Annotated in this window: 8 protein-coding genes; all 8 read left to right on the top strand. The window is 57.2% G+C overall.

From position 1 onward, the window contains the following. The first annotated feature begins 950 nt into the window (after nt 1-950). The 8 genes from wecB (at nt 951) to FQ755_RS23215 (ending at nt 13481) form a co-directional block, all read left to right on the top strand. Nucleotides 951-2174, top strand: coding sequence for a non-hydrolyzing UDP-N-acetylglucosamine 2-epimerase (gene wecB, locus FQ755_RS23250; RefSeq protein ID WP_144157365.1), 1224 nt, complete (start codon nt 951-953; stop codon nt 2172-2174). Further along, nucleotides 2171-2908 (top strand): hypothetical protein, encoded by a 738-nt coding sequence (locus FQ755_RS23245; protein ID WP_144157364.1) that lies wholly within the window; start codon nt 2171-2173, stop codon nt 2906-2908. Before wecB ends, FQ755_RS23245 begins: the two co-directional genes overlap by 4 nt. Further along, entirely contained in the window at nt 2898-4169 is a 1272-nt protein-coding gene (locus tag FQ755_RS23240; protein ID WP_144157363.1) for an FG-GAP repeat domain-containing protein, read from the top strand. Before FQ755_RS23245 ends, FQ755_RS23240 begins: the two co-directional genes overlap by 11 nt. A 247-nt stretch (nt 4170-4416) precedes the next feature. Beyond that, entirely contained in the window at nt 4417-5604 is a 1188-nt protein-coding gene (locus FQ755_RS23235; protein WP_144157362.1) for an acyltransferase family protein, read from the top strand. A 102-nt stretch (nt 5605-5706) separates the two neighbouring features. Beyond that, nucleotides 5707-7362 carry an FAD-dependent oxidoreductase gene (locus FQ755_RS23230; RefSeq protein ID WP_144157361.1) on the top strand — a complete coding sequence of 552 codons (1656 nt, stop codon included), beginning with the start codon at nt 5707-5709 and terminating at the stop codon, nt 7360-7362. A gap of 238 nt (nt 7363-7600) precedes the next feature. After that, a complete protein-coding gene (locus tag FQ755_RS23225) occupies nt 7601-8842 on the top strand; it encodes an efflux RND transporter periplasmic adaptor subunit (RefSeq protein ID WP_144157360.1) in 1242 nt (413 codons plus the stop codon). Further along, complete coding sequence (locus FQ755_RS23220; RefSeq protein ID WP_144157359.1) at nt 8839-12027, top strand: efflux RND transporter permease subunit; 3189 nt, start codon at nt 8839-8841, stop codon at nt 12025-12027. The genes FQ755_RS23225 and FQ755_RS23220 overlap by 4 nt, the downstream gene beginning before the upstream one ends. After that, nucleotides 12024-13481 (top strand): efflux transporter outer membrane subunit, encoded by a 1458-nt coding sequence (locus FQ755_RS23215; RefSeq protein WP_144157358.1) that lies wholly within the window; start codon nt 12024-12026, stop codon nt 13479-13481. The genes FQ755_RS23220 and FQ755_RS23215 overlap by 4 nt, the downstream gene beginning before the upstream one ends.

Here is a 13481-nt window from a genome sequence, read left to right as displayed (position 1 = left end):
AAGCTTGTGCATCGCAGCAAACGAGATGCCCAACAAGAACAAATTCGATCTGCAAGAAACGTATACGCTGTCGCATCGGCAAATGGAGTGCATCTCTCATTCCATTTGGAAGTTTATTTGAGGCTTCATTCCGAAGAAGTCGTGTGCGGAAAGCATTTTTCATAGTGCTGGAGTGTCGAGCCTAGATCTACTCGGGCGATTAATCGATCGGTTTGTCATTGTGAAAAGGCCGATATCTGCATCGAGGTTTAGGTTGTCAGAAGTCCTCGCGATGGACGCTGGCGATAAAGAACTAGCGCAAAGGGCGTCTGCCAACTGCAATCGCCTTGGCAATCCCTGCGAACTCGATGATGACGGGCAGTGCAGGGGCCGGTGTTGCGAGTGAGCGCTTTCCCGCGCGATGCCACGGATGAACAAGCGTCATTACGTTATGTGAATCACCTGCTCCGTATCTGCGTGCTGGCGACGGATACGGTGTCTCACCGAGTTGCAGAAATATCCCGCGAGACGAACGAGCGATAAGCTAAGGCCAACGGCACATACGTATGGGTTGATAAGACTTAAAGATCTGGTTTGTATGTCAGCTTTCGTGTTTTTGTCTTAATGCATTCCGTGCCCGGTTTGCATTGTCGGTTTGCCATTCGCAGAAGGTTTGGCCGATAATTTTTTGCTGGACAGATGAGTATGATTCGATATTTGTAGGTGGTCATCGAATAACAATGTGTTGATTTGCACTGAATCCTGACCCAATAAACAATGGGCTGATTTTTTATCTAATATTGAAGATCATATAGAGAATTAATTGGTGACCAAAATGTCAATCGAGGCACTTCATGAATCTCGTGCGAAAGCGGACACTGTGGTAACTCGTGTTCTTCGGAGGGGCGATTTAACGTCTTTTTACTGATTGGATGAATTTTTAGGCATTTCGATAACCAAGGGGTTAAGTCATGTTGAAAATTGGATATGTCATCGGTACACGGCCTGAAGCCGTAAAATGCGCGCCTCCGATATTGGCGATGGCTCAGGACGTGCGATTCGACCCAGTCCTGATATCGACCGGCCAGCATGCGGAAATGCTTTACTCGGCTCTCGATGTCTTCGGTATCGTGCCAGCCGCAGATCTCAAGGTGATGCGCCCAGAACAAACGCTTTCTGGAGTGACCGAGCGCATTCTGTCGGGTCTTTCGCAACTCCCATTGATGCGTGAGCTTGACGCGATCGTCGTGCATGGCGATACCGCGAGCACAGTCGCCGGCGCGATATACGGGTTTCAGAACAAGATCCCTGTCATCCATCTGGAGGCGGGGCTGCGTAGCACCCGCATCGACTCTCCGTTCCCGGAAGAAGGGAATCGACGCCTGGTCGCCCAGATCAGTTCGTATCACCTTGCCCCAACCACGGGAAATTACCTGAATCTGCTCCGTGAGGGTATTGCACACGATCGCATCGCCATAACCGGAAATACTGTTGTCGACGCGTTGCATTGGAGCGTGCCGAAGGCCCGCAGCTATCACGACCCGATCCTCGACGAAATAGACAGCGATTCACGCCGGATCGTATTGGCATCGGCTCACAGGCGCGAATCATGGCCCAAACTACCTGTACTTGCCGAAGCACTGGCAGAAGTTGCACGCCTGCCGGCTGTGCGTCTGGTTATCCCGCTTCATAAGAATCCTGTTGTGCGCTCGGCGCTTCTGCCTCAGCTTGAGGGCCATCCAAACATCACATTGCTCGAGCCTCTGCCTTACCTTGGCTTCGTGCGTCTCATGCTACGCGCCGATCTCATTTTGTCGGATAGCAGTGGCGCTGAAGAAGAAGGACCGGCGATGGGCAAGCCGACGTTGATTCTCCGCGACATCAGCGAACGCCGCGAGGCGATCGATGTAGGCTCGGCGAAACTGGTCGGCCGGACCAAAGAGGAGATCGTCCACGAAGTTAGCGCAGTTCTGTCCGACGAGGCGGTCTACAAACGCTTCGTGTCTGGAGGCTGCCCCTACGGAGACGGATCTGCTTCACCTCGTGTGCTCAACGCCATCGCACACTTCCTTGGCGACAAATGCAATATCGACGCCGACACGAGCAAGGGCCTAAGGGGTTCTTCGGTACCAGCCTTCGCTCACAATCTGGCCGCTGCCGTCGAAAACAAGGATTTCGTGGGAGCGGCGCTGTGATTCTCGACGGTCCGTGCGAATGGCGGCCGCTCGCTTTTTCTAGCGATCTTCTAAGGGCCTCCGTAACTCTCGGGAGCGGCCAGATTTCCCTCGAGGGACGTGCCATCGTCGTCAATGCGGGAGGCAAGGCAGCGGGTGTCTTCGGCTGGCGACCAGAGCGAGTTGCGCCGATGTCGTCCACCCAGCTTCGCGACGTGAGGATAGACGCGCCTCCCAATCTTCTGCTGCTCGCACCGTCGACCGGCATGCGCGCAACCGATATTTCCGGCGCCCCCAATTGGACGCAGTTTCGGAGCGGCGGTCACCCAGTCAATCTCTGGTCCTCGTCACGAGACACGATTGGCGACGTATTACTCGACGTCGGCCCGCTCTGCGAGGCGGGGAATGGCAATGCAGGCGCAAAGCCCTGGTGGAAACGGTTCAGGGTCACCGTCAACCTCTGGTTTGCGCCGGCCGGAACGAATTGCCTGATTCACCGGGACCATTCGTTTATCGAAATTCATTCGCAGATCGTCGGCATGGGCCATATGCAGAAGTTCCGCTGGCAGTCTGACACGAGCCTATACGAGGATATCGCTCTTGCACCCGGCGCGACGACGGAGTTGCCGTTTTGCGTCCTGAATGACGAGGGCATACCGGCTTATCCATGGCATCAATATTTCGCAGAGTCGGACTGCATCTGGCTCGCGATTGAATACCACCCCCTCACGGAGAAAAACGAAAATGCAAGATAATCAGCCCACGCTGCCGGTCCCTGTTTTCGATAAAGTGATCGTCGCAGATCAGCTTCGCGATGGATACTGGCTCGAGGCTCCCGACATCAATCAGGATGGCAAGCCGGATCTGTTCGGGTATGGACTTTCGCTGGGAGAAATCTATTGGTATGAGAACGACAACTGGACACGGCATCTGGTTGTCGATGGCATTCACATGCCAGTCGGTGGCGACTATGCAGATGTGAGCGGGAACGGATATCCCGACGCCATTGTCTGCTATGACCTTTATGGTCCCGGAGGGACGCTTTACGACGCCAATCCCACCGGCGGCAAGATCGACTGGATAGAAAACCCGGGCCGTAACCTGACTTCGGGTGTGCGATGGAACCGGCATTATGTGGGGAAGACCACCGGCATGCACCGCCTTCGTGCCGGTCACTTCACGCAGGAGGAACGTCTGGAGATAGCCGGCGTGCCAATCGTCCCGCATGGCAACATTCACTCGCTCTTGCCGATTGTCCTGTTCTCCGCGCCCGAGGACGTTTCGACCGCAACCGAATGGCCAATATCGACGATTGACAACAGTAATTTTCGTCTCGTCCATGGTGCGGAGAAGAAGCGTGGCCTTATTCCAGGCTCCAACCGTGACTCGCTTCTGCTGGCATCCGACGAGGGCGTGACCTGGCTCTACTATGACGAGTGCGCACAGCGGTGGCAGAGGGTCCTGATCGGCGAAGGCGAGCGCACACAGTTTCAGACGACAGGCTTTCGTGGTAGCGGCGATCTCGACGTCGGCCGGATTGGCGCCGACTCCTTCGCGTATGTCGCGGCAGTAGAACCGTTCCACGGCAACACAGTTGCTGTATATGTGAAGGAAACGCTGGGACAGCGTCCCGCCGAAGCAAAATGGAAGCGTTTCATTCTCGATGTATTTGGCGATCCTAATGAAAAAGGAGAGGGCCCGGGTCACCAGATCGTGTGTGCGGATTTCGACGGAGATGGCGAGGACGAGTTTCTCGTTGCGCTGCGTGGGCCATGGCCGTGGCAGGGCGTTTTCTACTATAAGGCGATCGACGTCACCAAAGGGATATTCACTCGCTGGCGCGTCTCGGACGAATCAGTGGCCCGTATTGCCGTCGCCGATTTCAATGGCGACGGGCGGCTCGACTTCGCAACGATAGCCTATTCGGTTCCAAAGTATTTCGTCGCGAAAGAAGCGCGTATTGCCGTCCACCGAAACGTGTTCGCTCCTTCCGGAGTGCACGACCGCGGTAAATAAGTCCCTTGCTGTCAGATCGGGGTCGTGACAACCCGGGGCAGAGAAATGCGTTTCTCACGGTTCCGACGTCCCCGGTGTCCATGTTGCCGATGCCGCCGGAATGAACGTCCTTCGATTCTCGCGGGTGGGGGCTCTTCACCTTCCGCGAGGCATGCTATCCGACTGTCTGCGAATGGTGTCCACAGTAACGCAACTTCGAGTACGCCGGAATTGATAATCTGTTTTCAGATAGAGGAAGGTAACGGAGATGAACAGGCAATCGGAGATATCTGGATTAACTCTTAAGGGCGACAGGTTACCGCCCTTGCCCTCTCTCACTGGGCTGCGATTTATTGTTTCGTTGATAGTGTTTCTCTTCCATGTATCGGTAGTCAATTCGCCAATACCGCCGTATCGGGTCGTCAACCCATTCAGTAACGGGGTGATTGCTCAATGGTTTTCGTTCGTTTTCGCACAACTTGGTTATATGGGTGTTTCATTTTTTTTCGTTTTGACCGGCTTCATCATCGCCTGGTCGGCATTTCCGTTTAAAGAATCGAAATTATCTTTCTGGCGGCGACGGGCCGCAAAGATATATCCGAACCATATAGTTGTATCGTTGATTGCGTTGGGACTCTTTTCGTGGAGTTACACTTCGATATCGACGATGACGGCAAACTTGCTTCTCATTCACGCTTTTTTCCCGGCGCCCGATACATATGTCAGCGTGAATCCACCGGCCTGGTCCCTGTGCGTCGACATAGCGTTTTATCTGATCTTTCCATTTCTTATAACGAGAGTGCTGCCTTTGCGCAGGCGCGGGCTCTGGATTTTTTCGGCCTTTGTGGTGCTTGTCATTGTCGCCATTCCGTTTGTTAACGATCACTATATAAGCAGTTATCCAAAGTCGCCGATCACACCGATATCTGCCCATCAGTTCTGGTTCGGATACATATTCCCGCCGACAAGAATTTTCGACTTCATATTAGGGGCTCTGCTGGCGCGCATTGTCATGCTGGGAGCATGGCCTCGATTCAGAATTCTTGATTCGCTGGGACTGGTCGTGGCCGGCGCTATCGTTGCGAAATTCGTACCGTTCATTTATAGCCTCGACGCGGTCACGATCGTTCCGGTCGCGGCATTGATCTGCTCGATAGCCTCAGCGGATTTAAACAAGAGAAATTTTTCCTGGCTGGCGACAGGAACCATGCAAAAACTTGGCGAGGTGTCTTTCGGGTTCTATATATGCCAGGGAATCACGATATTTTATTTGAGGACATTGATCCGCGGCAGCTTTGGAATATCCGGGGCCATTGCATTGATAGCTGCTGGTTTCTGCTTGAGTTTACTGGCCGGTTGGGCTCTGTACGTTGGCGTCGAACGTCCCGCTTTGCGACGTTGGGGACGCAGCCGACGCACACACGAGTCAGACCTGCAGCAAAAGGTTGTTCTTTAAGGTTGAACGTATCCTCGGAACGAAATCGCCATAGCAAGACGGGGTGCAAGTTCAACCTGCGCATTACTGGATTGGGTAGATCTATTTTAAAAGGAATAAATCATGTCACTCAACAGGCGGAAATTTATCGGTACTGGTCTCGCTACCGTGGGCTCGAGCGTGCTCCTTTCCAGAAAGGCCCCAGCGGCGGATGCGGCGCAGCCCGCTTTTAAAAAAGGCGAAGAAATCGCGCCGGGCGATTTGCGCTACCCGGATCTGACCAGCGGGAATAACCAGAGATTTGTTGCAAAACCAGATTATGTTCGCATGATCCGTTCCCCTGAGGATGCGCGAGTGGCGGTGCAAGATGCCGTTACCGCTGGAAAGCGGGTGTCTATTCGAAGCGGAGGGCATTGTTTCGCGGATTTCGTGTGCAATCCGTCTGTTCAGGTCATCCTGGACATGTCTGAGATGAACGATGTTTATTTCGATGAAGCGGAAAAGGCCTTTGTGATCGAACCCGGCGCGCGTTTGCTGAATGTTTATGAACAGCTCTACAAAGGGTGGGGAGTGAGCCTGCCGGGCGGCATATGCTACAGCGTCGGTGTCGGCGGACACGTCGCTGGCGGCGGATACGGCCTTCTTTCCAGATCTCACGGTCTGGTGGTCGATCATCTCTGGATGGTCGAACTGGTGGTGGTCGATCACTCGGGCAAGGCTCGCCTCGTGCGTGCATCAAGAGACAGGAACGATCCGAACCACGACCTCTGGTGGGGCCATACCGGCGGTGGAGGCGGCAATTTTGGCGTCGTGACCAGGTACTGGTTTCGCTCCCCAGAAGTGCAAGGGGGCCCGTCTTCAAAGCTGCTAATGTCACCGCCTTCGACTGTGCTGGTCAGCGCGGTGTCGTTCGACTGGAGTGAACTGGACGAGGCGGTCTTTTCCAGAATCCTGCTGAACTTCGGGGCCTGGCATGAAAAAAATAGCGCACCGGATTCCCCATTTACCCGTCTTTCCAGCTTGTTCAACGTCAGCCCGAAGGCCACCGGGTCGATGGGAATGTTTACCCAGGTCGACGCGACGACCGGCGACGCCGAAAAACTGCTGAATGATTATATGACCGCCATTCTGGAAGGGACCCATGTCACGCCCAGACCCGCGACAAAGCCCCTTGGCGAGATTCGTGCCCTGCCGGACCATTTTTACCCGACCAGAATGCCGTGGCTACAGGCTGCTCGCCTCGTCGGCACCAACAACCCGACGATCACTAATCCTGCCATGCGTGGTGGGCACAAGTCCGCCTATATGAAGCAAAATTTCACGCAGCATCAGATCGACTCACTTTACAAAGCCATGACCCGAGAGGATTTTTCCAATCCTAATACGATGCTCGTGCTCTTCTCTTTCGGTGGACAGGTTAACGCCAGACAGTCTGGAGACACGGCTAATGTCCAGCGTTCTTCGGTGTTCAAGATGTGCTTCCAGACCTTCTGGCAGTCGGAGAGCGAGGATGCTTATTATCTCGGTTGGCTGCGCGGACTTTATTCGGATTTCTTCTCTGCGACCGGCGGCGTGCCGGTTCCGAATGCGCAGGCCGAGGGCTGTTATATCAATTACCCGGATCGGGATCTCCGCGATCCGAAGTTCAATACATCCGGGGTTGCTTGGTCGGAACTCTATTTCCAGGGAAATTATCCTCGCCTCCAGGCAATAAAAGCCAAATGGGATCCGAAAAATTTCTTCCACCACTCGCTTTCCATTGAGCCGAGCGCCGGATAGCCGGGATGTCCTTCGGCGCGTCGACGGCTCGATTCGTCGCGCGCGTCGAAGGATTTCTGCTCTGCGGGTGGGGATCGCACGGCGCAGGTAGGTGCCGCGCCGCGTCCTGCGTGCAGGCGCGTGTCGACGGGTCCTCTCAACCGAAACCGCCCGGTTCTCTTTCCTTGCGTGAATGCACTGCTCGTCACCTGTCGACGACTAACCGACGCGATCAACCCATATTTTAGTGAGCGAAGTTATGAAGAAGCGACTGATTCTTATCCTCGCCTCTCTCTTGATAACCGGTGGCGGGTGGGGCCTGTTACATGCCCGTAGCGCCCCGGCTGAATCCTCCGGCAGGACCGATGCCCTGCCGGTGGTCAGCGTGGCTCCGGTGCTGGTTCGTATGGTGACCGATACGAATCATTTCACGGGCTATTTACAGGCGGTGGACACCGTGCAGTTGCGCCCGCGCGTGAGCGGCTATGTCGAGTCGGTGAATTTTCGCGAAGGGGCGATGGTGAAAAGGAACCAGCTTTTGTTCCAGATCGATCCACGCCCTTACCAGGCCGAAGTGGCACGCCTCGCGGCGAAGCTTGTTCAGATGCGCGCTGAGTTGGTGTTGGCGCGGACCAACGCGTCTCGCGCGGGCCGCTTGCTCGAACAGCATGCGCTTTCGCAAGAGGAAGCCGACCGCCAGGCCACGGCCGCGCAAAGTGCCGCCGCCCAGGTGGCTGCCGCAGCGGCGGAGTTGGATGCCGCTCAACTCAACCTGGGCTATACCCAGGTGCGGTCGCCGATCGACGGGAGGGTGAGCAATGCGCTGATCACCCAGGGCAACCTGGTCACCAGCAGCGACATTCTGACGAGCGTGGTCAGCGTCAGTCCGGTTTACGCCTATTTCGACGTGGACGAACAGTCCTACCTGCGTTTGCTGCATACCCGGGACCCGGTGACGGGCAAACCCGCCGGTGTCCGGGTGGCAATGGCGCTTGCCGACGAGGATGGCTACCCGCATCCTGGCCAGATCGATTTCGTCGACAACCGGTTACAGGCGAATTCCGGCACGATTCATTTACGCGCGGTGTTCGACAATCGAGACGGCGCCTACACGCCCGGCCTGTACGTACGCATGCAGGTTGAAGGCGGCAAGGCGGAATTTCGTGTGCTGATCGACGATCGCGCGGTGGGAACGGATCTTGGCAACAAGTACGTATTCGTGGTCGGACCGGACCATAAAGTGAGCTATCGCAGAGTCGATATCGGCACGCTCTTCGATGGGTTGCGGGTGATTAAAGACGGGCTCAAGCCCGACGATCAGGTTGTAGTCAATGGCATGCAGCACATTTTCCCCGGCATCGAGGTGAAGCCGGTACCGGCGACGATGACGGCCAGTCTCACCGATCTCGAGCGTGCGCAGATAGACGCCACTGCATCTCCAGCCGGTGCGGTTGCCACCCTCGTCGATGCAGGGGAGTCGAGGGAGACGCGCAAGCCATGAAAAACTTCGCCCGATTTTTCATCGACCGGCCGGTCTTCGCGGGGATTCTTTCGGTTTTGCTTGTGATCGCGGGCGCTATAGCAGCATTCAAGTTACCGGTCAGCGAATATCCGGACATCGTGCCGCCCACGGTGATCGTGACGGCCCATTATCCCGGCGCCAATCCGGAGACCATCGCCCAGATCGTGGCCACGCCTATCGAAGAGCAGATCAACGGCGTGGAGGGAATGCTCTATACGTCGTCGCAGTCGACCAGCGATGGCCAGATGACGCTGATCGTGACCTTTGCCCTGGGCACCAATCTGGATACCGCGCAGGTGCAGGTGCAGAATCGCGTTGCCCAGGCATTGCCGAAGTTGCCAGAAGAGGTGCAGCGACTTGGCGTCACGACAGAGAAAAGCTCGCCGGATCTAACACTGGTCGTCCATCTGATTTCGCCGGACGGACGCTACAACCAACTCTATCTCGCCAACTACGCACGAGTACATGTAAGGGACGAGTTGGCGCGGCTTGACGGCGTGGGACAGGTGATATTTTTCGGCGCGGGCGAGTACTCGATGCGGATATGGCTCAACCCTGAACGCATGGCGTCTTTACGGCTGACCACGGGGGACGTGGCCCGCGCAATCCGCGAGCAGAACGTGGAAGTCGCTGCCGGGTCGCTCAACATGCCACCCAATCCCGACAATTCGGCTTTCCAGCTCAGTGTGAATACCCAAGGCCGGCTGGTCGACGAGGAGCAATTCCGCAACATCATATTGCGCCATGATCCCGATGGAGGGGTGGTCCATTTACGGGATGTCGCGCGAGTGGAACTCGGCGCGGATACCTACGCTCTACGTGCAACGCTCAACGGATTACCGGCCATCGCCATGCCGGTTAATCAGCGCCCAGGCTCCAACGCAATCCGGGTCGCCGACGAGGTACGCGCCACCATGGAGCGACTAAAAAAAGACTTTCCCGAAGGTCTCGAATATCGCATGGACTACGACACCACGCTCTTCGAGCGAGCCTCGATTGCGGCGGTGGTGCATACCCTGTTCGAAGCAATTTTGCTGGTGGTGCTGGTGGTGATCCTGTTCCTGCAAACCTGGCGTGCCTCGATCATTCCACTAATCGCCGTGCCAGTGTCGCTGATCGGCACGCTATCAGTAATGTATCTGGCCGGCTTCTCCTTGAACGCTCTATCCCTGTTCGGTCTGGTGCTGGCGATCGGCATCGTCGTAGACGATGCCATTGTCGTGGTGGAGAACGTCGAACGCCATATCGAGTTGGGACTGAGTCCGAAGCAAGCCAGCCACCAGGCCATGCAGGAAGTAACGAGTCCCATCGTGGCGACCGCGGTAGCGCTATGCGCGGTATTCGTACCTGCGGCTTTCGTCAGCGGCCTGACCGGCCAACTCTACCGTCAGTTTGCCCTGACCATCGCCATCTCCACGGTGATCTCCGCGTTCAATTCGCTGACCTTGAGCCCTGCGCTTGCCGCGTTACTGCTGAAATCCCACGACGCGCCCCCGGATACCGTGACTCGACGGATGGAATATCTGTTCGGCTGGCTGTTTCGCCCGTTTAACCGCTGGTTCGCCCGTGGCACCCAACGTTACGTCGACGGTGTGCGTCACCTGCTGCGCAGGGGAATGATCGCGCTGCCACTGTATGGTGGCCTGGTGGCGCTGGCAGCCTTCGCATTCGTGAAGGTTCCCACCGGGTTCATACCCACTCAGGACAAACTGTTTGTCTTGACTGTCATCTCGCTCCCCAACGGCGCTTCGCAGGATCGTACCGAAGCGGTGACGCGGCGCGTAAGCGAGATTGCTGCGAGGCAGCCTGGCATCAAGGAAGTATTTTCGTTCTCGGGGTTGTCGCCCAGCAATTTCACCAATAGCACCAACTCGTCGATCGTCCCGCTGATCTTGCAACCGTTTGAAGAACGCCGTGATCCATCGCTCTCGGCCAACGCGATTATCGCGGCGTTGAACAAGAAGTTCGCTTCGATCCAGGACGCCAACGTCGTGGTGGTTCCTCCTCCTTCGGTGCAAGGGCTTGGCACGATCGGCGGTTTCCGTCTGCAGATCGAGGATCGTGCCGGGCTGGGCTACGCGGAGTTGCAAAAGCAACTGGGCAGCATCATTCAGAAAGCCCGCAAGCTCCCGGAGCTGACGCCGCTTTTCAGCGGCTATCAGGCCAACGTGCCGCAGATCGAAGTGGACGTGGATCGAGAGAAAGCCAAGGCTGAAGGCGTCGATCTCGCCGACGTGAGCGAAACGATGCAAGCCTATCTCGGCTCGCTTTACGTCAACGACTTCAACCGCTTCGGTCGTACATATCAGGTCAATCTCTCCGCCGAGTCAGGCTTTCGGCACGAACCAGAGGACATCGCCGACCTCAAGACGCGTAACGCGCAAGGGGATATGGTGCCGCTGGGTTCCTTCGTAAATATTCGCCGGACCGCAGGTCTCGAACGCGCCATGCGTTACAACGGGTTCCCTACCGCCGAGATCAATGGTGGCCCCGCTCCCGGCTATAGCAGCGGTCAGGCGCAGGCGGCGATTGAGAAATTGCTCAACGATAACCTGCCCAACGGCATGGGCTTCGAGTGGACCGAGCTGACCTATCAGCAGATCCTGGCGGGCAACACGGCGATTCTGGTGTTTCCGCTGTGCGTGCTGCTGGTGTTTCTGGCGCTGTCGGCGCTGTACGAGAGCCTGTCGCTTCCGCTGGTGGTTATCCTGATCGTGCCGATGGTGCTGCTCTCTGCAATCGCCGGCGTGTGGATCACCGGTGGCGACAACAATGTCTTCACCCAGATCGGTTTGATCGTACTGGTAGGCCTCGCCTGCAAGAACGCGATTCTGATTGTCGAGTTTGCCCGCGAAGCGCAGATCCAGGGAATGGAACGACATCAAGCCGTGCTTGAAGCGGCTCGCCTGCGATTGCGGCCGATCCTGATGACGTCGATCGCCTTCATCATGGGGGTCTTGCCGTTGGCGACCTCGCACGGCGCCGGGTCCGAGATGCGTCGCGCGATGGGCGTGGCTGTGTTCTCCGGCATGCTCGGGGTGACATTCTTCGGTCTGCTCTATACGCCGCTTTTCTACGTTGTCCTGCGTGGCTGGATCGAACGGCGCGAGGCGCACAGGCGCGAAGCCGCGAAGCATGTACAGACTTTGCGAGAACTCGAATGAAAATCATGTTTCAGGCCACGCTTCTGGCAATGGCGTTGAATCTGGCGGGTTGCATCGCCGTCGGGCCGGACTATCAGCCGCTCGCCGGCAAACCGGTGGAACAGCTGCAAGGTTTCGACACCGAACTGCAGAGCACCGCGTCGTTCCAGGCCGAATGGTGGCGACAGTTTGGCGATCCGATCCTGAATGCCCTGGTTCAGCGAGCGGCACGGAACAATCTCGACCTGCAGATGGCCGTGGCACGGCTGCGCGAAGCTCGCTGGCTACTGAGCGGCACTCAGGCCGACCGGCTGCCTGCGGTCGATGTCGCAGGCACTGCCCAACGCAGCCGCGAGCAGATGGCCGGACTGGGTTCCACGCCGGTAAGTCTGGACACGTACCAACTCGGTTTCGACGCTATTTGGGAGCTGGATTTTTTCGGTGGCATTCGCCGCTCGGAAGAAGCCTCCAAAGCCAGCCTTCAGGCCAGCCAGGCGTCGCTGCGAGATGCCCAGGTCACGGTTTTCGCGGAAGTTGTTCGCATTTACTTCGAGTTACGCGGAACCCAACTACGGCTGGATATCGCTCGGCGCGATATCGGCAATCAACGCGACACCTTGAAACTGATTCGCGCCCGCAGCCAGATTGGCAGCGGTTCGGAGCAAGACGTGGCCACGGCCGAGGCGAGGCTGAGCGCGGTCGAGGCGCAGATTCCCCGGCTCGAGACCAGGAGTGCGGATGCCCAGCGCCGGCTTGCCGTGCTACTCGGTGCGCGGCCAGGAGAGCTTGATATCGATCTCTCGCCCAAAACTTTCACGCCTGTCGCTACCCGGCTGCCGATTGGAGGTGCCGGCGAGGTACTGGTTCGCCGACCGGATATACGGGTTGCCGAGCGTGAGCTGGCAGCGGAAACTGCACGCATCGGCGTATCCAAAGCGGACTTCTTCCCGCATATTTCGCTGGGTGGTTTTGTAGGTTTCCTGTCTATCAAGGGAGCTGGGTCGGACGGCGGCTATTTTGGCGGGCCTGATTCACTGGCCTGGTCGCTAGGGCCAAGCATCAGCTGGTCGGGGCTCAACGTGCAGCGGGCGAGCGCGAAATTGCATGCCAGCGAAGCACGCACGGACGCTGCCATGGCCAACTTTCAGCAGACCGTGCTGCGCGCCCTCGAAGATGTGAGCGATAGCCTGACCGCGTACAACGAGGAGCGTATCCGGGTGGGCAAGCTGCTCGAACAAAGCCAACAGAGCAAGCGGGCAGCGGATCTGGCCCGCGTGCGCTACCTGGAGGGCGCCACCGATTTTCTGGAACTGCTCGACGCGGAACGTACCCAGCTCGCAGCCGAAGACGATCTAGCCCAAGCCGAGGTCGCAATCAATACCGACACGGTAGCGATCTACAAAGAGATTGGCGGCGGCTGGGAAGCGTGCGGCGACGACTCCTGTTCGCAGGTTGCCCGCGGTTCTCGGGAGTAA

The sequence above is a fragment of the Paraburkholderia sp. BCC1885 genome, assembly GCF_900996235.1.
Classification (GTDB): Bacteria; Pseudomonadota; Gammaproteobacteria; order Burkholderiales; family Burkholderiaceae; genus Paraburkholderia.
Note: the sequence above shows the minus strand (reverse complement) of the source record. Positions and strands in the feature narration are given on the sequence as shown.